This is a genomic window from Tolypothrix tenuis PCC 7101 (assembly GCF_963874875.1).
GTDB lineage: Bacteria > Cyanobacteriota > Cyanobacteriia > Cyanobacteriales > Nostocaceae > Aulosira > Aulosira tenue.
Map to the genome: position 1 here is coordinate 5,449,310 of NZ_CAWNJS010000001.1, position 22,613 is coordinate 5,471,922.

At 41.4% G+C, this 22,613-nt stretch carries 19 protein-coding genes, 1 tRNA gene and 1 pseudogene; 9 read left to right on the forward strand and 12 right to left on the reverse strand.

Translation table 11 applies throughout. From position 1 onward, the window contains the following. Positions 1 to 28: 28 nt before the first annotated feature. The 3 genes from AACU25_RS21480 to AACU25_RS21490 all read left to right on the forward strand — a co-directional run bounded on the left by AACU25_RS21480 (position 29) and on the right by AACU25_RS21490 (position 3,995). A complete protein-coding gene (locus tag AACU25_RS21480) occupies positions 29 to 265 on the forward strand; it encodes a hypothetical protein (protein ID WP_045872310.1) in 237 nt (78 codons plus the stop codon). 103 nt (positions 266 to 368) lie between these two features. After that, positions 369 to 3,431 carry a phosphoenolpyruvate carboxylase gene (gene ppc / locus AACU25_RS21485; protein WP_096579105.1) on the forward strand — a complete coding sequence of 1,021 codons (3,063 nt, stop codon included), beginning with the start codon at positions 369 to 371 and terminating at the stop codon, positions 3,429 to 3,431. 309 nt (positions 3,432 to 3,740) lie between these two features. Next, a complete protein-coding gene (locus AACU25_RS21490) occupies positions 3,741 to 3,995 on the forward strand; it encodes a hypothetical protein (RefSeq protein WP_096579107.1) in 255 nt (84 codons plus the stop codon). Positions 3,996 to 4,126: 131 nt separating this feature from the next. Here the strand turns inward: AACU25_RS21490 and AACU25_RS21495 are convergent, their stop codons facing one another. Continuing rightward, on the reverse strand, positions 4,127 to 4,333 hold the full coding sequence (locus AACU25_RS21495) for a hypothetical protein (RefSeq protein ID WP_096579109.1): 207 nt from the start codon (positions 4,331 to 4,333) through the stop codon (positions 4,127 to 4,129). Between the two features lie 145 nt (positions 4,334 to 4,478). Between AACU25_RS21495 and AACU25_RS21500 the strand changes: the two genes are divergently transcribed. From AACU25_RS21500 to AACU25_RS21510, 4 genes and pseudogenes are all read left to right on the forward strand, one after another. Beyond that, a complete protein-coding gene (locus AACU25_RS21500; protein WP_096579111.1) occupies positions 4,479 to 4,733 on the forward strand; it encodes a hypothetical protein in 255 nt (84 codons plus the stop codon). After that, on the forward strand, positions 4,730 to 5,035 hold the full coding sequence (locus tag AACU25_RS21505) for a plasmid stabilization protein (protein ID WP_096579113.1): 306 nt from the start codon (positions 4,730 to 4,732) through the stop codon (positions 5,033 to 5,035). The genes AACU25_RS21500 and AACU25_RS21505 overlap by 4 nt, the downstream gene beginning before the upstream one ends. Before the next feature lie 413 nt (positions 5,036 to 5,448). Next, positions 5,449 to 5,571, forward strand: a pseudogene (locus AACU25_RS37085) (helix-turn-helix domain-containing protein); the annotation flags it as partial. Between the two features lie 39 nt (positions 5,572 to 5,610). Further along, positions 5,611 to 6,672, forward strand: coding sequence for an NB-ARC domain-containing protein (locus tag AACU25_RS21510; RefSeq protein WP_479688191.1), 1,062 nt, complete (start codon positions 5,611 to 5,613; stop codon positions 6,670 to 6,672). Between the two features lie 530 nt (positions 6,673 to 7,202). Here the strand turns inward: AACU25_RS21510 and AACU25_RS21515 are convergent. Together AACU25_RS21515 and AACU25_RS21520 are read right to left on the reverse strand one after the other, a co-directional pair. Further along, positions 7,203 to 7,673 (reverse strand): hypothetical protein, encoded by a 471-nt coding sequence (locus tag AACU25_RS21515; protein WP_339382055.1) that lies wholly within the window; start codon positions 7,671 to 7,673, stop codon positions 7,203 to 7,205. A 129-nt stretch (positions 7,674 to 7,802) separates the two neighbouring features. Continuing rightward, positions 7,803 to 8,192, reverse strand: a complete 390-nt coding sequence (locus AACU25_RS21520) for a hypothetical protein (protein WP_096579117.1) — start codon at positions 8,190 to 8,192, stop codon at positions 7,803 to 7,805. Positions 8,193 to 8,417: 225 nt separating this feature from the next. On the opposite strand from AACU25_RS21520, the gene AACU25_RS21525 reads away from it, so the two are divergent. Beyond that, positions 8,418 to 8,723 (forward strand): small RNA NsiR4-regulated ssr1528 family protein, encoded by a 306-nt coding sequence (locus AACU25_RS21525; RefSeq protein ID WP_045872302.1) that lies wholly within the window; start codon positions 8,418 to 8,420, stop codon positions 8,721 to 8,723. A gap of 207 nt (positions 8,724 to 8,930) precedes the next feature. Then, positions 8,931 to 9,215 carry a DUF427 domain-containing protein gene (locus AACU25_RS21530; protein WP_096579119.1) on the forward strand — a complete coding sequence of 95 codons (285 nt, stop codon included), beginning with the start codon at positions 8,931 to 8,933 and terminating at the stop codon, positions 9,213 to 9,215. 137 nt (positions 9,216 to 9,352) lie between these two features. Here AACU25_RS21530 and AACU25_RS21535 read toward each other — a convergent pair whose 3' ends face one another. The 9 genes from AACU25_RS21535 to alr all read right to left on the reverse strand — a co-directional run bounded on the left by AACU25_RS21535 (position 9,353) and on the right by alr (position 22,553). Beyond that, positions 9,353 to 9,931 carry a Crp/Fnr family transcriptional regulator gene (locus AACU25_RS21535; RefSeq protein ID WP_411863263.1) on the reverse strand — a complete coding sequence of 193 codons (579 nt, stop codon included), beginning with the start codon at positions 9,929 to 9,931 and terminating at the stop codon, positions 9,353 to 9,355. Positions 9,932 to 10,987: 1,056 nt separating this feature from the next. Next, positions 10,988 to 11,425 carry a TOBE domain-containing protein gene (locus AACU25_RS21540; RefSeq protein WP_045872298.1) on the reverse strand — a complete coding sequence of 146 codons (438 nt, stop codon included), beginning with the start codon at positions 11,423 to 11,425 and terminating at the stop codon, positions 10,988 to 10,990. Between the two features lie 602 nt (positions 11,426 to 12,027). Continuing rightward, positions 12,028 to 15,102, reverse strand: coding sequence for a hybrid sensor histidine kinase/response regulator (locus tag AACU25_RS21545; RefSeq protein ID WP_096579121.1), 3,075 nt, complete (start codon positions 15,100 to 15,102; stop codon positions 12,028 to 12,030). A gap of 107 nt (positions 15,103 to 15,209) precedes the next feature. After that, entirely contained in the window at positions 15,210 to 18,038 is a 2,829-nt protein-coding gene (locus tag AACU25_RS21550; protein ID WP_096579123.1) for a methyl-accepting chemotaxis protein, read from the reverse strand. Positions 18,039 to 18,099: 61 nt separating this feature from the next. Then, entirely contained in the window at positions 18,100 to 18,597 is a 498-nt protein-coding gene (locus tag AACU25_RS21555; RefSeq protein ID WP_096579125.1) for a chemotaxis protein CheW, read from the reverse strand. Between the two features lie 4 nt (positions 18,598 to 18,601). Further along, positions 18,602 to 18,979 (reverse strand): response regulator transcription factor, encoded by a 378-nt coding sequence (locus AACU25_RS21560; protein WP_096579127.1) that lies wholly within the window; start codon positions 18,977 to 18,979, stop codon positions 18,602 to 18,604. A gap of 73 nt (positions 18,980 to 19,052) precedes the next feature. Next, positions 19,053 to 20,135 (reverse strand): response regulator, encoded by a 1,083-nt coding sequence (locus AACU25_RS21565; protein WP_096579129.1) that lies wholly within the window; start codon positions 20,133 to 20,135, stop codon positions 19,053 to 19,055. Between the two features lie 950 nt (positions 20,136 to 21,085). Then, a tRNA-Leu gene (locus AACU25_RS21570) sits at positions 21,086 to 21,167 on the reverse strand. Between the two features lie 198 nt (positions 21,168 to 21,365). Further along, positions 21,366 to 22,553 carry an alanine racemase gene (alr, locus tag AACU25_RS21575; protein WP_096579131.1) on the reverse strand — a complete coding sequence of 396 codons (1,188 nt, stop codon included), beginning with the start codon at positions 22,551 to 22,553 and terminating at the stop codon, positions 21,366 to 21,368. Between the last annotated feature and the right edge of the window lie 60 nt (positions 22,554 to 22,613).

Genomic DNA, 22,613 nt, shown 5'->3' on the forward strand with positions numbered 1-22,613 from the left:
CTAATCTGCAAACAAACGAAAATTAGCGATGTCACCTGCAACCCAAAAACCTTCACCAAACCCAGAATTAAATCTGTTGCTGTTTAGCATTCCCCAATCTTTGCTTTTACAAATAGGTACAGCGTCTATACTACTGCTGTGTACAGCAGGAAATGCCTCAGTAAAAGCCCTAGAAGCTATGGGCCAAGCCAGTGAAGAATTATTTCGGGGCGATCGCCTACCCATACTCGACTTCCCAGAAGACAACGAATTCAATCACAGTTAAAAATTTTACTCTAAAAGATGCTCCATTCTGGTCACTTGCCAGAAGTTCGGACTACACCACAAAGAATTCTAAACAATAATCGTTTTGGCACAATATAGCGAATATGAGTTCTGTTTTATACTCTTTGTCTCAGGCAGCGAAAATCTACCCCGCCTCAGAGTTATTTTTACGCCATCGTCTCCAAATCGTAGAGGAACTGTGGGAAGCGGTACTCCGGCAAGAATGCGGGCAGAAAATGGTGGATTTATTGGAACAATTGCGCGCTCTGTGTTCGCCAGAAGGTCAAGCTACTCATGACCAAGCTGAATCTGCGGTAAAGTTGATTGAACAACTGAATATTAATGAAGCTATTCGGGCGGCTCGGGCTTTTGCGCTGTATTTTCAGCTGATTAACATCATAGAGCAGGAATATGAACAACGGCAGCAATTAACTCGCTATTCTGAGGCAGAAGCAGAGCTAGAAGATGCAGAAATCTTACCCAATATTACCTATTCATCCAATCAGCTAGAAAACGATGCACCTGTAAACCGGGGAATCGGTGCGGATTTATTAGCTAAGAGTTGGCTAGCTAAAGAAAAAGACAAGCAGAAAGGTACTTTTGCCGCTTTATTTCCCCATTTATTCAAACTCAATGTCCCACCGCAGCAAATTCAACGTCTAATTGCTCAATTAGATGTGCGTTTAGTGTTTACAGCCCATCCCACAGAAATTGTGCGTCATACAATTCGGGATAAGCAAAGACAAGTGGTTAATCTATTACAAAAGCTAGATACGGTAGACAACCGTTCTGGGAGTACATTAGGCGGATATCCTTGGGAAGCAGCAGAAATCCGCGAAAAGTTACTAGAAGAAATTCGCCTGTGGTGGCGCACGGATGAACTGCACCAGTTTAAGCCGACAGTTTTAGATGAAGTAGACTATGCTTTGCACTACTTCCAAGAAGTGCTGTTTGATGGAATTCCCCAACTGCATAAACGATTTACATACGCTTTGGGTAAAACCTTTCCGTGGTTGGAACCACCACAGAAAAACTTTTGCTCTTTTGGTTCTTGGGTAGGTTCCGATAGAGATGGTAATCCCTCAGTTACACCAGATGTTACCTGGCAGACAGCTTGTTATCAGCGCAAAATGGTGTTGGAAAGATATATTAACTCAGTCAAGCAATTGATTGAGTTATTAAGCGTCTCGATGCACTGGAGTGATGTCCTTCCAGACTTACTGGAATCTCTGGAGTTGGATCAGTCGCAGTTGAGCGAAATTTATGACGCTTTAGCACTTCGTTATCGCCAAGAACCATATCGCCTGAAGTTATCTTATGTCTTAAGAAGGCTAGAAAATACCCGCGATCGCAATTTGGCTTTGTATAAGCGGGAAACGCCCAAGAATGAAGACAAGCCAATGTATCTATCGGGAGCAGATTTCTTAGCTGAACTGCGGATGATTCAACGCAACTTGACTGAAACAGGTTTAAGCTGCCGAGAATTAGATAATTTAATTTCTCAGGTAGAAATTTTTGGTTTTAACCTCACACAGTTAGATATTCGCCAAGAATCTTCCCGTCATTCGGATGCATTGAATGAAATTCTAGAATATCTCCAAGTCTTACCCCAAGCTTATAACGACCTGACAGAAGAGCAGCGCGTGGCTTGGTTAACCGGGGAATTGCAAACTCGCCGTCCCTTAATTCCCGCAGAGTTACCATTCTCCGAAAAAACCAACGATGTCATTCAAACTTTTCGCGTCTTGCGATCGCTACAACAAGAATTTGGCGTACAAATCTGCCAAACTTATATTATTAGTATGTGCCGCCAAGTTAGCGACGTACTAGAAGTTTTGCTCTTAGCCAAAGAAGCCAGACTTTTTGACCCCGCGATCGCCGTCGGTACTATTCAAGTTGTACCTTTATTTGAAACGGTAGAAGACTTACAACGCTCCAGAACGGTGATGCGGCAACTTTTTGAGCTACCGTTATATCGAGCTTTATTAGCTGGCGGCTACGAGCAAATAAAGGCGAATGAGGAAAACGCAGACAATATCCACGCCACTTGTCCGCTGACCTTGAACCTGCAAGAAGTAATGTTAGGCTATTCTGACAGTAACAAAGACTCTGGTTTTTTAAGCAGTAATTGGGAAATTCATAAAGCGCAAAAATCGCTCCAAGAAATAGCAGAAAAATATGGCGTGAATTTGCGAATTTTTCACGGGCGTGGCGGTTCTGTAGGTAGAGGCGGCGGCCCAGCTTACGAAGCGATTTTAGCCCAACCAGGTCACAGCATTAATGGCAGAATCAAAATTACGGAACAAGGCGAAGTTTTAGCTTCTAAATATTCGCTGCTGGACTTGGCTTTGTACAATCTGGAAACTATCACCACGGCTGTAATTCAAGCTAGCTTGCTGCGGACAGGTTTCGATGACATCGAACCTTGGAATGAAATAATGGAAGAACTAGCAGCGCGATCGCGTTCTCATTATCGGGCTTTGATTTATGAGCAACCCGATTTTATTGACTTCTTCCACCAAGTAACTCCCATCGAAGAAATTAGCCAGTTGCAAATTAGCTCTCGTCCAGCGCGTCGCCCATCGGGTAAGAAAGATTTAAGTAGCTTGAGAGCAATTCCTTGGGTATTTAGTTGGACACAAACGAGATTTCTACTGCCTTCCTGGTATGGTGTCGGTACAGCACTGCAAGAATTTTTGCAAGCTGAACCAGAAGAACACTTAAAATTGCTGCGTTACTTTTACGTTAAGTGGCCGTTCTTCAAGATGGTGATTTCTAAAGCAGAAATGACCTTAGCAAAAGTAGATATGCAAATGGCACAGCATTACGTTCAAGAGCTATCTAATCCGGAAGATAAACCGCGATTTGAGAAAGTTTTTGAGCAAATTTCTAGCGAATATTATCTCACCAAAGATTTAGTGTTAAAAATTACTGGACACAGTCGCTTATTAGATGGCGATCCAGTGTTACAGCGTTCTGTGCAGTTACGCAATGGCACGATTGTACCTTTAGGGTTTATCCAAGTCTCTCTACTGAAACGCCTCCGCCAATCACGCAATACTGCCCCATCCGGTGTAATTCATTCCCGTTACAGTAAAGGTGAGTTGCTGCGCGGCGCATTGTTAACTATTAACGGTATTGCAGCAGGGATGAGAAATACAGGCTGATTTGGTAGTTGAGTCAAAAGTCAAAAGTCAAAAGTCAAAAGTCCAGAGTAGTTTGGCTTTTGACTTTTGAGCAAATAATTTATAATTCGTAATTCGTAGTTCTTAATTCATAATTACGGACAAAATTAATAATTGATTCATGCGAGTTTCAAGGCTCTAACTTTTAGTTATGAAAAACCTCGAGAGACGTAGAATTATATTCTAAGTTTCTGAATAAAGGAGATTAATTACGAATACGTAGGGGCGAAGCGGCTACCCGCAGGGTATTAGTAATTATGAATTAGAGCACAGCGATTTGAGCTTTAATATATGGTTAAAAATAGAATTTTAATTTGTACTTTAGTAGCGTTATCATCCGGATTTTTTGGCGGTTACATTAGTGGACAACTCACCCTGATGCTACATAGTCAAAAGTGCCAAAACCAAAATTGGGCTTTCAAACAAATATGTAACACTTGGGTAACACCAGGCGCAATTTGGCAAGGTAGCACTACTGGGTTGTGGGTAGGCTCAATTTTAGGTGCATTTGTTGGGGGTTTAGCAACAAACCAAAATCGTACTTAACCTAAGGTTGAGATGAGGAAAGGGAAAGGTAGCAATTCGGCGATGCGTTACGCTGCGCTAACGCATCCTACATAATTGGCGATCGCTCACAACTATCTCAGCTATGAGTGATCGCCTCTTGATCAATGGTTTTATTGTCCACTTCCTGGTTTGCAATCTGCAAAACCTAATGCTTCCGTATCCACGAAACTAGCGATCGCCATTTCAATGACGGCTTCGATTGGATACTCAATTTCAGTAGCACGAGTAATTAGAGCTGCTTGTATCCTCTCTAGTAAACGTCCTAAAATAACTTCGGCATCAGTACTTGTAAGTTGCTCTTGAAGTTTAGCTGACATAAGTTCACCTTTCTGGCGGAATTTGGACATTGTCAGAAGGTTCGGTAGCTCTCAGATATCTCAACTATGAGCGATCGCTTATGCAAATCCAGCTAAAAGAGCGATCGCTATAATAAAACCAGTATCACGCTCGGAAAAATCAACAATGTCCATTACACTCGATCTGCCACCGAAAATTGAGGCGCTGCTGCGACAACGTGCCCAAAGTACCGGACAAGATATTTCGCAATTGGCGATCGCAGTTCTGACTTTAGGGCTGAGTTTGGAAGATAATGATTTTTTTGAGGCTTTAAAGGGAATTCAACGCGGGCTTGATGATTTTGAACAAGGACAATTTTCGAGTTTAGAGGACTTTATTGCTGAACAAAACCAAAAATATGGATTATCTCTGGAAGCATGACCTACCGCATTGATTTCTCTAGTGTTGCGAAAGCCGAAGCGGATGCTGCTTTCTTAAGTTTTTCTCAGTTTACTACAGCCGATCGCGCCCAAACCTGGTATCAAGGGCTAATTGACGCAATAGTTTCTCTACAAGAAATGCCTCGGCGCTGTTCCATCGCTCGTGAGGATGCTTTCTTTAGCCAAGAAATTCGTCAACTTCTTTACGGGCAAGGAAAACAAACCTATCGCACCACGGTTAGAATTCTCCACCTTCATCATGCAGCACAGAAGACAATCGGTGAGCCGGAAGTAGCGGATTGATCATCTTGGCTTCAATTCATAACATACCTTGAGCGATGGCACTAGTCTTAAAAATTCAGCAATCGCTTACAACTATCCCAACTATGAGGGATCGCTTCTTGAACTCATGCTGAAATTGCGATCGCTCCTGATTTCATTTTGAATTGCGATCGCATCAAGGCTAGGTTAACGCTACAAACCCAACTTTGTACCTTGAGCGATCACACTAGCCTCAAAAATTCAGCGATCGTTCACAACTATCTCCAGCTTAGGCGATCGGTAATTCAGAAATTCGGAGATGCAGTATTTTCACCGCTAACACATCCTACAAGATCGGTGATCGCACTACGGTGATCAGCAATCATACTACCAAGGAATATTGAAATAACCTATATTGACATTGTCCTGTCGTTTGATGCCTAAACTGGGACTACGATCGCATTGCCGAGCGCTCGCGCTATTCCATTAACTACTTACAGCGAGATACTGGCCCTAAATTCTGGAAGCTTTTGAGTGATGCTTTGGATCGCAAAGTTAACAAAACAAATCTGCGCGGCATTCTTACCCAACTTAATGCACCCATCCCTAATTGCCAACTGCAAAAACAACCTTCCGTAGATTGGGGTAAGGCACCAGATGTTTCTAGCTTCTGCGGTCGTGAGGAAGAGATAAAAAAGCTGACTCAGTGGATAATTGAAGAACGCTGTCGCTTAATTGCCTTGGTGGGAATGGGCGGTATTGGTAAAAGTGCTTTAGCTACCAAAGTCTCTCAATTGGTACAAGCAGACTTTGATTTTGTAATTTGGCGCAGTCTCCGCCACGCTCCACTTTTAGAAACTTTGTTGGCTGAACTAGTACCTTTCCTTTCCCAGCAGCAAGACATCCAAGCTAAACCAGAACGGTTACTATACTGGCTGCGGACTCATCGCTGTTTAGTGATTCTTGATAATCAAGATACTCTCTTACAACCAGGTCAGCACGCTGGCAATTATCAACCAAATTTCCGCAATTATAGTGAATTATTTCATTTACTGGGGGAATCGAGTCATCAAAGTTGTATTTTACTGACTAGCCGTGAAAAATCTGCGGAAGTCGCATTATTTGCAGATTGGAATGGCAGAGTGCGATCGCTGTTTTTGAAAGGTTCCTGCGAAGCATCCCTAGCATCAATTGACTCGAAGGGATTGGTGGGAAGTGAGGCTGAAAAACACTATTTGTGTGAATTGTATTATTGCAATCCCCTGGCATTAAAAATGGTAGCTACCTCAATTCAGAGTTTGTTTGATGGGGCAATTACCACCTTTTTGCAAACAGAAACTCCAATATTTAATGGGATTCGTCGTTTACTCGATCAGCAATTTCAGAGATTATCGCCCTTGGAACAGATCATTATGTATTGTTTGGCGATTAATCGAGAATGGACTGCGATCGCCCAACTGCAAGCAAATATTGTGCCTGCTGTTTACCGTGCTAGCCTGCTGGAATCCCTGGAATCGCTGACCTGGCGCAGTTTAATTGAAAAGCGATCGGGCGAATATACTCAACAGCCGGTGATTATGGAATATGTCACAGATTGTTTAATTCGACAGCTTGCCACTGAATCAATAACGGTACAAACGTCATTTTTCAATAGACATATTCTAAAACTCACAAACTAATATTTACAAGGCTTTGAGACCAAACATTGCAGACTTTTTTTCAACGTCACAATCAGCATTTGATATGGTTATCGATACTTGAGATTTCAAAGATATAATACTCTAATGAATGCGATCGCCTCATTGCAGAAACCCGCATAATTAAATATTTAGTTATTGAAAAATGAATGCGACAGATTGTAGGGGTAAGGCATTGTCCATACGTGTCAACTTAATGTGAAACCCGCTCTTGTGCAAGGTTTCGCCCTCACCCCCAGCCCCTCTCCCACAGGGAGAAGGGAGCAAGAGATTTAGTTCCCCTTCTCCTGCGGGAGAAGGGGTTAGGGGATGAGGGCGCGAGGTATTTGTACAACGCCCGCCCTATATAGCTTTAAGCTTAAGTTGACACAGGTGGGCATTTTCCATTGGTGTCAACTTAATGTGAAACCCGCTTGGTTGCAATGTTTCGCCCTCACCCCCAGCCCCTCTCCCACCAGGAGCTACGGTGTACACACAAGTACTATCTGTAAGGGTAAAAAATATTTGATACATCAATCATGACTTTTCAAACATCCTCTGAGAATAGCCACTATTGAGTTGAGGAAAGCCGCTATTGAATTGAGAATAGCCACTATTGAGTTGAGGAAAGCCGCTATTGAGTTGAGGAAAGCCGCTATTGAGTTGAGGAAAGCCACTATTGAGTTGAGGAAAGCCGCTATTGAGTTGAGGAAAGCCGCTATTGAGTTGAGAATAGCCACTATTGAGTTAAGGAAAGCCGCTACTGAGTTGAGAATAGCCACTATTGAGTTAAGGAAAGCCGCTATTGAGTTGAGAATAGCCGCTACTGAGTTAAGGAAAGCCGCTACTGAGTTGAGAATAGCCGCTAATGAAATAGCCCTGGGGATTAAGGGCAGGGCCGTTTCATTCGTAAGGATATGTATTTTGTCAATATGATTGGCGATAAATATCAGGGCAAAAGTCATAAATTCTTGACCATGTTGATGCCTAATATTGAATGCCAAGCTTATTTTTCATCTCCTGAACTCTTGCATTTTCAGGACTTTTAGGGAATGAAACGGCCCTGGGATTAAGGGGGGTAAAACCCGGATCTCAAAATAACTCCGATTTGTGTGTACACCGTAGGTCATCAACTATGGACTATCAGTTGATGCAGTAGGCGCTTGCAAATTACTCACGTTTTTCCAAGAATGGGTACTCGTGTCAAAACAGCACCATTTTGCACTTTTGGGTTCTTGGTAGCAAAATAAAGTGCGGTCTTGACCATCCAGGTAGTCAGTTAAATAATAGACAATGCCTCGAAAAGGATAAGTTTTGCGGCTGAGTCGTTTAGCTACCGCTTGATTGGGACATTCAACCACGAAAACCGGTTTTCCATCCAGGTGCGCCAAAGAGAAGATACACATCCGCAAAATGGCTCTGAGCCAACTTTCAGAATTGTCAAAGTAATCATCTATGATTTTGTTAGTCAGAGCTTGTTCAAGGGTACGGTCTTTATTTTGGGGAGTTTGGGCTTCAGACATAGCATCACCTATTAGCTACACCGATGGTTTGAGATTAAACCAAAATATTGAAAAGTGACAAGGGTATAGGCAATTATTGTCTCTGTCCCCTTGTATCCCTTGATTAACACTGTCTCTTGTGAAATGCCAAGCGTCAAGCACTCCCTAAGACAGAGAACACCTACGCAATTTTTGGGAGTGAGCATGACTGGTAAAATATACTCATAGCTTTATGAGCGAATTGTCATGCCTGCTGAAACTAATGAAGTAAATCAAACAACCACTGGTGCTGATGCTATTGACGTAGCGATCGCAAAGGGAATTGATTTTGATGGTTCTCCTATTCCTACTGCCAAGCTGGAACTATACAACAAAGTCATGGCTCTAGAGGCAAATAGACAGCGTAGCGGCGTATCTAATACCATGCGATCGCGTATTGTCAGAATTGGGGCGAAGCACATTCCCCAAGCAGAACTCGACACCTTGCTCACAGAAGCTGGTTTTGCACCTTTGAAAGAAAAAGAAATTGCCTTTTTTTACGGCGGTAAGTAGTATATCTGCTGAATCTATCCTGTCTTTGTTAACTTGCTAGGCTAACAAGGACAGGTATTTTTAGGTGTTAAAAAATGATTGCGACAGATGGATCGCCCAAAAGCGCAATCAATTTAAAATCCTATAAATACTCTAAATGCTCTCGGCAAGCAAAAAAACTAGTTAGCAATCATAATGTATTTGTCTAGTTAATCACTAAACTTACTTATGCCGAAAGCAATTTGGAATGGAGCAACTCTAGCCGAGAGCAATCAAACTATTGTTGTAGAAGGTAACCATTACTTTCCACCTGACGCTATTAACAAGCAGTACTTTCAAGAAAGTAATACCCACACTACTTGTCCGTGGAAAGGCGTTGCTAGTTACTATAGTGTTGAAGTTGATGGGCAAGTTAATCAAGACGCAGCTTGGTACTATCCCAACGCCAAAGAGAGAGCTAAAAATATTGAAGGCTATGTTGCCTTCTGGCGTGGTGTCAAAGTCGAAGCCTAGTCAAGATTAATTTCTAGTTTATTCCTGAAATTTTTTGTTTTTCAGGTTATTTACACAAGCCAGCCAGCCATAATTCTACTGTTTTTATTGGTGGTTGATTAATATCAACCACCAGAATAGAGACATAATTTGTGGATTCATTTGTTTAGTAAACGCAAAATAATTTGGCGCTTTTGACGTAACAGCAATCCCTCCTCTTCAAACTGCTGTAAAAGTCTGGTTACTGTGACTCTAGTTGTATTCAGTACCTCTGCCATTTCTTGATGAGTGGCATTCAGGTCTATTAGTGTACCCTCTTCTACATCACGACCAAATTTTGTACTTAACCACACCAAAAATTGCCACAACCGCAGATACATCGGTTTACAATGCACTATACTTAGCAGTTCTTCTGCCTGTTGAATGTGAGAAAGTAACGCTTCCACATCTTGATACCAGAGATGAGGTGGCACAATACTTACTTCTACACTAGTCAAACATTCAATTTGGTAAGGCTTCACTTTAGACAATGGAGAACCGATTAAATCACCAGACCCCCAATAACCTAAAGTAATAAATGTTCCGTCTTCACTCCAGGTTAAGGTACGAACTGCACCACGTTCGATTCGCCACAATATATCGTTGCGTGGTGGTATCATTTCGCGCTTTGTAAATAAGCGATGAGGTATTTGTTCTTTGAGAACAGAGTTATACGACAAGTTGGCGGAAGACATCATAAGTACATCTTGGTAGAAAAAAGTGTGTAGTTGCTTGAGTACTGATCGGAATTATCTCAGATGCAAGAATTGACTTAGATTAAATTAATACTTGCAATTACAGCAGCAAAGGCAGATTTATCACAGATATCATCTATGTGTAAATATCGGGATAGTGGGGATAACCATAGTTAATGTCTAGTTACCCATGACACTCAAGTAAATCAATACCTATGCCTTTCTTATGAGATGGGGCGAAATTTATAAAAATTATTTACAAGATAGTATGCATATTATGAAAATATTTGCAATAGTAGCTTATACTCCAATACAGTTCAGTTAAGCTCATTAGGGATTGATTTATCACTTATCAAAGAAGCCAACTCAATTGGGGGATTCTCCCCCAAACCCCCGATTGGGTGACGGTTGCGTCCCCCAAACCCCCTCCAAAATGATTGTTCTGTTTTTTTTGTTGAGTAACTAGTTTTTTGGTTTTGTGATCAATTAATTTTCTGAACTGTATTTGCTTATACTCTTCTATATAAATCTGTACTTATACAAGTGCGCTAATTAGTATAAAAAAACACTCAATGTAAATTTACATGAGTGTGGTAATTAAAAATGGGTAATAGTTAAGAGGAAACAGAAAATTCCCTTATTAAAAGTTAGTCTCCTTGTCCCCTCTGCTCCAATACTGCTCGGTTAAGAATTTTCAACTCTTAATTTTGTTTGGGGAAAAGGTGAAAGGGTAAGGGTTAAAGGTTTTTTCTTACCCCTTTTCCCCTTCCCCTTTTGCCCTTAACCGACAAGTATTGCCCTCTGCTCACGCCAGTTGCTACAAAGGGGAGGCAGCCACACGTGCGGCTATGCCGCCGAGTGGACTGCCGTTAGCGTAGCGGTAGCGACGTAGGAGCGTCACCCGAAGGGGTTTCCCGACTTGAGCGGACTGCCGTGGGAACCTCCCTTCGGGTTCGCCAGTCGCCTGTGGAGGGAAACCCTCCCGCAGCGCTGGTCTCACCGCAACGCACTGGCTCCCCTGCTTCCTCATCTGCAGTTTTTAGTGGTTAAGGTAGCTAATTATTCTCTAGCAATCACAATATCGTTGGACTTAATTACTGCGTAGGCTTCTGTTCCCTCAGTTAAATCTAATTCCTCTGCTGAGACTCTGGTAATCATAGAAGTTAACTCTACTTTATGAACAATCTCTAGGGTTACTTCTGTATTAACTGCTCCTGTAACTACCTTTTTAACAACGCCTTTGAGAATATTGCGTGAGCTAACTTTTAAAGGTTTCTTTGAACTACTAATTTCTATCCCAGGTGTATAAGCATTTGGTATAACATCCTGCTGAGTTGGTGACGCTACTGCTGGTGAAGAGTATTTATTCAACCCACGTACCAACTCTCTTAAAATTTCTGTCTTGGTACGTTGAGACTGGTTGCAAAACTCTTCCAGTATTTTGCGTTCTTCTTCTGAGGTTTGAAATGTTACCCATCCTTGTTCTTTTCTAGGCATATTTTTACCAATTTAGTTGGTAGCTATTTTTGATCATGCTACGATCCTACCAAGGGAAATCCTCTGAAATAGAACACCCTAGAATAAGTTGAGCCGTATAAAAATAAAATAAACTAAAGTCAATGTTTCTTGTGACTTGTATCTGTTAGCCAGGTCGCATGGAGGTATTTAATAATTGATAGGACTTACGCAAGTGTCATATTTTTTTCGTTTAGGTTTGTCCAGGGTCAAATGTCAAGAGTCCAAAAAACCTTAATTTTTGACCCTTGACTCTTGACTATTGACTCTTATGCCAGAGGATCACTGTGCCAGTTGCGTAAGTCCTGATTGGGAAAGTGCGATCGCAACTATACTCCAGTATTAATGCAAGAAATTATACTAATTAAACCAGTATAATTTTTGAGCTTATCTATGCGATTAATTAAATAGATGGAAATCAGCAAAAGTAATTTCTGAGATTGCCAAAAAATATTTAGAAAGATTAATTAAACAAAACCCGCTCATCAATCAAATAAAATTGGATAGCTTGTCAGTTGTGAGTTATCTACCACAACTGACAGAGAGAAACTGACAGTAACCATTAATCATGGCAAATTATAAATTTAATTGTTTGATGTGCCATTACCATTGGTGGAATAAATTATTTGGTGTAACGTGCGGAGCAATTCTTGTTCGTTATAAGGTTTAGAGAAATAGGCTCTGGCACCCAACTGCATTGCTAGTTGGCGATGTTTATCGCTACTCCGAGAGGTCAACATCGCAATGGGAATATTTTTCATATCATCGTGGGATTTAATCCGACCTAAGAATCCATAACCATCAAGACGTGGCATTTCAATATCGCAAATTACGGCTTGAACTTGTAAGCCACTCTGAAGTTTGTCTAAAGCATCTTGTCCATCTTTTGCTTGTTCTACTTGATATCCACCTTTTTCTAAAGTCAAGGCTAAAAAGCGGCGAACATTAATCGAATCATCGACAATCAAAATCGTGCTTTTTTGATTCACAACAGATGATACTGCTGGTTTGTCTTCACCAGATATCAAAAAGGCAGTTTTTAATCGAGCTGATGGCAATTGATTATTTTTCGAGCTGCGTTGATTGGTAACGACTTTATACAGTAGTTCGTTAGCATTGACCAATGCTACTACCCGACCATCACCCAGAATCGTACAGTTACTAAAACCATCTGGTAGAGGAATATTACCCTCAACTTGGCGAATCGCAACTTCTTGTTCACCCCAACAACGGTCTAGTTGTACGGCCATTGGCTGATTACCGCTTTTAACAATTAATACACAACTAGCATTGATTGCTGGGGGAGTTTCTAAATCGGGGCTATTATAACGGGGGCCATTAAACTCTAAGTGTCTACTCAGGCGAATTAAAGGCAGCATAGTACCTTGCCAGTTGATCACTTCGCTACCTGCGATCGCAAACACTTGCTCGTTTTGCAGTAAGAAGATTTCTGAAACTACATCTGTAGGGAATGCTAACAGCATTCGGTTGCTTTCCACTAGCAGCACTCGTGCGACTGAAAGTGTAAATGGTACAGATAGGGTAAAGGTAGTTCCTACTCCGAGTTCGGTATCAACTTTGATATCGCCTCGGACTTGTTTGAGTTTGTTGCGTACCACATCCATACCCACACCACGACCGGAAAGTGCGGTCACATGGTCGGAGGTGGTAAACCCTGGCTCAAAAATTAGTGATAACAGTTCTTCATCGCTAGCACTAGCTAATAGTGAAGCATCTAAGCCCATCGCTAAGGCGCGGGCGCGAATTTTTTCTAGAGAAATACCTCGACCATCATCACGGATAGTAATAATTGTGCGGTCTCTACGGTGGGTAGCTTTAATTTCAATTAAGCCTTGTTCGAATTTACCGATGCTGCTGCGGGTAGCTGGATCTTCAATGCCATGATCGAAAGCATTCCTTAACAGGTGCATTAAAGGCTCATTTAAAGCTTCTAAAATGCTGCGTTCAATTAAAGTATTACCACCTTCAATTTTTAACTGGACATTTTTGCCATATTCCACATTCAAGTCGCGGATAGCGCGCGGAAAACGCTCGACTAAATCTGATAGCGGGCGCATCCTTACTTGGGTAAGTTTTGTTTGTAACTGCTTGGATGTTTTGTTCAGCTTCCGCGCAATTTGATCGGTGTCATCAACACTTAGCTGCACATCAGTGGTAACTTCTTGTACCTGAACAATGGTTTCCATAACTTCCTGCGATAGCAGGTTTAATTCGTTATAGCGATCCATTTCTAGGACATCAAAGTTAGTCTCAATGCCATCAGCTTGATGATTTTCATCAGCAAGCGATCGCATTCCCGAGCCGTTAAAAGTTTGAGTGGAAATTCTGTCGTAGGCGGCGCGTAATTCCTGGTTTTCTCGCTCTAGCCCTTGGACACGCTGGCTGAGATTACGGACGAGTTTACGCAACCTTTCCAATTGCAAATTCAGCCCATTGCGCTGAATAATTAATTCCCCGAACAAATCATTAATTTGCTCAAGTTGCTTACTGGGAACCCGGACTGTATTTTCTTGAATTTCCCGGTCTTTACCAATACCAACTGACTCGCCTTTACGCTCAAGAAATCTGTAATCTGTGGTGGGAATTTCTCTCGCAGTGACTAAGCTTGGCTCAGAAACTTCAACTGTATCTGGGGAATTGTTAGCAAACTCAATATCTAAAGTTTCAAATCTAGCAGCAACGATCGCATCATCTTCATCGGGCCAAGCTTCCTCCGTTTCTTCTGATTCCACAAAATCTGGTGAGAAGACTTCTGGTTCTAAGAAGTGCGCTGCATCTGTATCTGTAGCGAAAAATTCCGCAATTGCAGCTTGTTTAGATGGCTGCGTATTTGCCGAATGAAGAGCTGGAGCAGAGGTTAAATCACCCAGTTTGATTTCTGTAGGTAACTGATCGAGTTGATTTGTCAGCACTAAAGCTTGCGATCGCCGCCATGCTTGTAATGCTAACCGGGTAATTTCTTCTACTTGATTTGGGCTAGCAGCTTCTAAGTGGTGCGTGACTGACTCACAAAGCTGAGTAAAAGCTGGCAACTGGAGCATTTCGCCTAAGCCTGCTAGTTCCGCTGCCATAATTGCCACTTCTTCTTGCAAACAAGGCTGTTGTTCGTCTGCCACTACAGCTTCTAAACGCTGTAAACAGCCTTCTACTTCTGTTTCAAAAAGTAAGGGTATGATATCCTGTCCATCTTCGGGGGAAAGCATACTTGTAGCGTCTTCTGGCACCGGATCGCCCAAACGCTCGTGCAATTCATCAAATACCGGATAACAAAAGGTTTGTAACCATTGCTCTTCAATTACATTCCCTTCGGAGAGCAATTCTACGATTTGACGTAACCAGTCCACCCCAGATAACAGTAAACTTTGTAGCTGGGTGTCAATTTCTAAAGAATTTTTGCGCGTTTTTAAAACTTTAAAGGAATCTTCTAGACGATGAGCTAAATCACTCAGCGTGCGAAATCCCATCATTCCCGCCCCACCTTTAATGGAATGAGCGGCTCGGAGTGCCCCGTTAATCTTTTCTAAATCGATGCGATTACTAGTGTCGATTTCCAACAATACCGCTTCTAAGGTATTGAGATAATCAGTGGCTTCTTCCAGAAATTGCATCTGGATTTCCAGTTCTTTGTCCTGTGACATGATTTTGGTTAGTTGTTAAGCTAATGCGCGCCTAGTAGAGCACTTATTTTGATCTTTGTCATTTGTGCAGTTGGGTTTTAGCTCACCAATAAATGATGATGCCAAAACTAACTGATTTTGAAGGTTCCCACAGTTTCTTGTAACTCTTGGGAAATCTCCACAGTTTGTTGTAAAGATTGGGAAACTAGTCGGGAAGAATCGCTAGTGCGTTGTGACACAGCCACGATTTCTTTCATCAAGTGACTAACAGTTTGAGATGTTTGTACTTGAGATGCAGTTGCTAGGGAAATAGACTGCACTAGCTCGTCAATTTGACGTGATACATCCAAAATCTGCGCCAGACTGTGTTTTGCATCTTCAACGATGCGCGTACCTTCGACTACTTGGGTGGTTCCCACTTCCATCGCCTGTACGACTTCGCTGGTTTCCCGTTGGATATTTTCTACAATTTGTTCAATTTCTTGGGTGGCGGCGGCGCTTCTAACTGCTAGTTCGCCCACTTCTTCGGCAACTACGGCAAATCCTTGGCCTTCTTCACCTGCGCGTGCGGCTTCAATCCCCGCATTAATCGCTAGTAAGTTAGTTTGCACGGCGATTTGGTTAATCAAAGACACCACGCGGGAAATTTGTTGAGAAGATTCTCCTAACCGCTTCACTTTCTTGGCAGTTTCACCCACGGTTTCTCGCAGAGAAAGAATGTTTTGCACTGTCAAATCCATTGCTTGCCCACTCTTAGTTGCAGTGTGAGCGGCATGGTTAGCAATTGTCGCAGCTTGTTGGGCATTTTCTGCCACAGCTTGGATAGAATAAGTCATTTGATCAACGGCATCCAAAGTTCGGTTGATTTCAGATGCTTGGTTCATGGCTTCTTCTGCTAGCTGGCGGATAGCGCCTTCGTTGGAGCCAATGGCTGTATTTACTTGGGAAGCAGCTTCTTTGACTTGGGTGACAATTTCCCGCAGGTTTTCCACAATCGAGTTGAAAAAGTCGGCAACTGTACCAATTTCCCCAGCTGTCACATCAGCCCGTACTGTTAAATCTCCTCTAGCGGCACCTTCAACGTTACTCAGCAATTCTAAAAGTTGCATTTGTAATGCTTCTTTTTGTTGCCGTTCTTCTTTGGTGTCTTGTTGGGCAGCAGATTTAGCTGTTTCTAGTTCTTCTAGTAGCTTGGCTTGTTCTAGGGCATAACCAATTTGGGTGGCTACTTGAGTAAATAACTCAATTTCTGATTGCTGCCAATTGCGGGGGCTTTCGCAATGATGAGCAATCAACAAACCTCTCAAGTCATCTTGGAGGATAATGGGAGCGATTAAATTGCCTTGGACTGCAAATTTCTCGAGAATTTCGATGTAACAATTTGCTTCCGGTAAACCTGCCTCTTGATAAATATTGGCGATCGCTCTGACTCGTCCTTCGCGATAAAGTTGTACATGGCGTTCCTGAAAACAAGGATCGTCAATCTGTACTCCCATCATTCTCGGCCAAACACCAGTCACAGCTTCTGCCACCACAATGCCATCCCAAGTGTCTGGATTCAACTGGTAGACGATGACTCGGTCTACTTTCAGTGCTTGCTGGACTTCGTTAACTGCGGAGGCGTAAATATCTTCAGTTTTGAGATTTCTGCGAATTTCTAAGATAATATCTGCAAGGATTTTGGCTTTTTGTGCTTCTCGCTCTTGTTCTCGCAATAATACTTGCAATTGTTCCGCCATCTGGTTAATATTGGTACCCAGTATGCCTAATTCGTCTGCTCTTTGGACTTCAAGACGGGTGTTGAGTTGACCTTGCCCAAGCTTGTTTACCGCTTCTGTGGCATTCAAAATGGGCTTTGTGGATTGTTTCGCTAACCAAGCGGCGATCGCAGCGACAATTAAGGCGGTTAATGCCGTACCAATGGCGATCGTCCACAATAATTCTCTCTGGGGTGCAAATGTAATTTCTGTATCAGTGGCAATAATTGCATCCCATTTTAAATCTGGTAATCCGGCAATTTTGATTGAAGGTACATAGGTCAGTAATTGCTGTTTTTTGCCCTGTTTGTTAACTGTAATAAAACTATCTATTTTATTTTTGCTTTGCCTTTGACCTAAACCTGGGAAATCTGTTTTGGCATCTCTACCTTCTTGATTGTTTTGTGTCGCGAGAAAAATTTTCCCAGATTTATCTAGCAAATGATATTCATGCCCAGTATAGGCATAGTTTTTGATAGTTTCTTCCAACATTTTTACAGGTAGACGTGCCCTCACTACCCCAATATTTTGACCCGTTGTTTCATCTTTTACAGGTGCAGCAATATGAACGCTGACAGCACCAGTAGTTTTTGATATTTCTGGTTGCCCAATAACAGCTGTATTTTGTTTCAGTGCGTCTTTAAAATACTGACGGTCTTGATGATTTTCTAGCGTTTCACCACTAGATTGGACAATCACATTTCCTTGTAAATCAAAGAAAGCAATACTGTCATAAGCTTTGTAAGTTTTGACAATTTGATCTAAAAGTCCTTGCTTTTGTTGAGCAGATATGCTGTCCCTGAGTTGGGGATTTGTCAAAAAAGGTAGATCCGACAGTAGCTGTACATCTCCATATCTTCCCAAGATGTAACGGTTGATTTTGTCTAGTAAGCCAACTGTTTCTGCTTCTTGCGCTTGGGTAATTTGCTTGTAAATCGATTTATTAGCAAAGCTATAGGCGATCGCGCCAATACCTAAAGTCGGGAGAGTACCGATAGCGATCGCTAACACTGTAGCCTTTGTACCTAAACTTAGCCTATGAAAATAAGTAACTGCCTTATCCCAAGGAGAACTATTTGCAGTTTTATTAGTCAACTTATTTGATTGTTTAACTGTACTATTAGAAAGTTTTGCCGATGAAATTGGCAAGGAACCATTTTGAGTATTATTGCTCTTAGCTGTGTCAGTTTTATTAAACATAAATTAATTCTCCTGTTGGTGTGAATGAGAACCCTAAAAATCCCTTTTTTAGTAGTGCACCCTAATCACTGCGGAGAATAGAAGAATGGACAATAGCCTGTGCATCTAATACCAGCAGTACCTCTTGTTCTTGGACAACACATCCACATAAATAAGGTACTAGACTGGATGCTACTTGTCCTACAGGAGAACAAATTTCATCAGCTAAGAACTTAGCTGTACCTTTGATTTCTTGCACAATTAAGCCTAAAAGCAGCGATTCTACCCGCACAATGATGACATTGTACTGTCGCAGCCTACTGTCTAAAAATTCTAAATTGAGCATTCTCGGTAGATCTACCACCCAGATGATGCGACTCCGCCAATTCATTAGCCCTAGTATACAGGCAGGCATATTTGGCATTGAGGTAACAGACTCAACAGGCACAATAATCGCTTCTTGCGTGTGCTTCATTGATAAAATAGCAGATGTCTGTTGATTGAGTTGGAACTTAATGTAGCCATCTCCTAAGTTGTTGGGAATATCTTTGACAGGAATAATATTTTTTGCACTATTCATGAATTCAAGTTGCTACTGATTTGATAGCACGTAAAAGTTGCTCTCGCGTAAATGGTTTAGTTATATAGGCATCAGCGCCTTGCCTCATTGCCCATAATCGATCAATTTCTTGATTTTTAGAACTACAAATTACAATGGGAACTTTCTCTGTACTCGGATTTTTTTTCAAAAACCGACACAGTTCAAATCCACTCATACCCGGCATAACTACATCAGTAACAATCACGTCTGGTTGTTGTAATAATGCTTTTTGTAAAGCTTCTTTGGCACCAGTAGCTGGTATTACGTTGTAGCCACTTTCTGTGAGATAATAACTCATTAGTTCCAATTCACTGGGCGAATCTTCGACAATCAGAATTGTGCCAATCAAAGTAAGACTCACTACTAAAATCTCCTAAAAATGTTATTGGTTTTACTAAATCGGATGCTCGTTATATCCATGACCCCTCAGGAAATTAACCGATATGTTTAAAAACCATTTTTAGTAGTTCTGATTGTGTAAAAGGTTTGGTTAAATAACCTGAAGATCTGACCATTTTTGCCTTGGCTCTATCGATAAATCCTGTTCTGCCAGTTACCATCACAATCGGTGTATCCTTAAATTGTGAATGTCTCCGCAGTAAAGAACATAGCTCGTAGCCATCTAAATTGGGCATTTCTACGTCTAGTAGAATTAAATCTGGTTTACTTCGCAGTATTTGCATTAAAGCTTTTACTGGATCGTTAATTAGCACAACAGAAAATGTTTCTTCATCCAAAAAGTGTTTGATGGAATTTAGCACAGTCTGGCTATCATCAATACAGGCAATTGTATACAGCCCTTTAGTAACACGTTTTTGGACAAATGTATTCTTTTTTTCTTCCGGACGTGCAAAATTGTTTTGATTAGATAATTGTTGCCCAAACTGAATTGGAGACTGTGGCTGTGCTGGTGGCATCTGTGTTCCTGGCATCATTGAGGAACCGCCAGCCGCCGGAGGTAGTGGTGACTGTGATTGAATATTTTGCCGATTTCTAATCTGCTTTTGGCAGTGTTCGACTATTAACCGCAAATCCAAGCTACAAAACTTCGGCAATCCATCTAAAGTTGCTTCTGAGTTGAATTCGTAACTACCTTCTTTGAGGGCTAAAAACGGTTCCAGCACATCTTTAGCTAAATCCTCGATCAAGGTTCCTGCTTGCCTAGCAGTCAGATAATCTTGATCTACCAACCAGCAAATTGCTTGATAGTCTGAGTGGGAAATCGATTGATTTTCACTCATCGTTTCAAACATCAACCGCATCTGTACTCGAGTAGCACTGTTGAGGGCAGGAATTTGCTGACTCAACCGCCGCAAGTGATTATCTAGCCTTTCAAACACTTGATCTGAATGAGAGGCGTAAGTAAGTTTACCGTCTGTTAAATATATCGACCAGGATATTGTTTCCGTATATACTCTTAAGCATCCTGTAGCATGGCGGCTGGTTAGCTGCGCCAACAGCGATAGCGGATGTAGTTTCTGGAACAACCTGTAGCTACCTATAGGAGTTGTGCTCATTTTGCTTTTACTTCAGCTAAATTCAATACGTGTCAGCTAAACTTGTACATAGTTTTTCTAAGATACCAATTTAGCTATAAAATATTGGTGCTTTGTAGCATAACATACTAAAATACCGATACCCTTTTCTGGGTAAACTTAACTGTAGCTTTGTTTTCCGATTATAAAGCCTCAACTAATTGTGAATTTATTGTTAATTTACTTACTTATACTGAGATTATCAGACATCTCTGGATAATAAGTAAATAAAATTTAAAGAGTGGATGAAGTCATTGAAATCCAAGTAGCCTTTGTGGATATTTTCAAGGTAATAACACCCTTAGGCTACCAATATTTACCAATATTTTTAAGTATTTCCACGACTGAAAAAGCCATCTCAAAACTCAGTTTATTGTTAACTAAATCATCAGTAAGTTAATTTGAAAGTGATATAAATTACCTTGCTCGTTTAGTTGTTAATGTGGAACACAATATCTCTGCCAAAATTATTAAAGGGGTCAAACCCCTCACCCCTGAATTTATCTAAGTATATTTTGGGTCAAAAGTAATAATTATAGACGCGCTTTTTACAGAAATTAGCAGTCAAAATTTCCGCTTGAAAGGTATAGGGTAAATCAGTCGCTAACTTGAGCATTGAGTATTAGTCAGCGAATTGCCTTTCATTTCTCTAGACTGATTTGCACTTAGCCAGTAAATTATTTTTGACTGAGTGTCACTTCAGCGTTCATTAGCTGATTCTTTCCCAACCCCATCCTATTGTTTGCTTCCAATATAGAATGAGCATCTTGAAGCCATGATTTACGGTTTTCGATGTTAAAAAAATTGACGCTTGCTCCTTTATTTTTGGGGATTCATCAAGCGCCTATGCTTTGCTATTTGCATCCTCAAATAACTACCTAATAGCTGTCATATTCACAACTTATTAGGTAGAGGATGACTTTGATTTAAAGTGCGGATGAAAGGACTTGAACCTTCACTCCTCTCGGAACTAGAACCTAAATCTAGCGCGTCTGCCAATTCCGCCACATCCGCATTAGTAAAACATCATAGCACAACAATTTTTCTATGGGAATAGCTAGAAGCTGAAAAAGGGATGAATATAAAAATTTAATTTTTTTAATATATCGTAGGATACGTTAATAAAGTTTAGCCTAGTGTCCTAGATGCCATTAGCGGTGCGTTATGTTTTACTTGATAACGCACCTGAAAAATAAATTGCTTTTTTGACTACTAAGTCATTGATACGCGAGGTAAACGATGCTTAAACCCGCAGAGAATCTCCCAAGAAATAGTATCTAATTTCTTTGCCCAATCGTTAGCCGAGATTTTTTCTTTACCTTGTTGCCCTAATAATGTAACTACTTCTCCCTCTTGGATATCAGGGATGGTACTCACATCAACCATTAACTGATCCATTGTAATTGTGCCAATTTGGGGTATGCGCTGACCACGAATTAACACTTGCATATTGTTGGAAAGATGACGCGGTACACCATCAGCGTAACCAATACCCACAACTGCAATCCGGAGTTCGTGAGGCGCAATAAATTGATGTCCATAGCTAATACCAGTACCAGCACTAATAGTTTTTACTTGGGTGACACGCGCCTTGACTTGCAAAACTGGTTGGAGGTTGATGGTATTTTGTAAATGCTCAGAGGGGTAAAGTCCGTAAACCGCTAACCCAACACGCACAATGTTGTAGTGTAAGCTGGAATCTGCAAGAGTGGCGGCGGAATTAGCCAAGTGCAAGCAAGGTGGTTCAATTCCCATAGCTTTGATTTGAGCGATCGCTTCCTCAAATCTTCTATGCTGTTCTTTCATAACCGTAGTGTCTGGATCGTCTGCTGTTGCTAGGTGAGAATAAACGCTAGCAATGCTCAGATGGGGTAAACTTTTTACCAACCGCACAAACTCTCCTGTTTGTTGCCAATTAGTTCCTAACCGAGACATACCCGTATCTAATTTGATATGTACGGGTAAAGGAGAACTATGTTGTATTGCTTCTAGGGTGTTGGAAAATACCAAAGCTTGCTTAGGGCTACACAATGTGGGTTGGAGTTTCCACTGGGCGATCGCTTGAATTTGTTCGGGAGTTTGAATAGCACCTAATATTAGTATGGGAGCTTTAATACCTGCTTCTCGCAGTTGAATCCCCTCAGGAACTGTAGCAACTCCCAACCAACTAGCACCTGATTCTAATGCAGTTTTGGCAACACTAACCGCACCATGTCCATAAGCATCAGCTTTGACAACTGCCATTAGTTGAGTCTGTGAAGATAGTAAGCTAACTAATTGCCGGACATTATGCGATAACGCTGCTAAATCAATTTCTACCCAAGCACGTTGGCACAACCAAGCATAGGTATCACATCCACTCCCAGAGGCTACTGGGGTAATTTGTTTGCTACTTAACATATTTACTTACTCCTATCACACCATACAAGGCTTCTAGATAACCTAGATAATCTATGTATT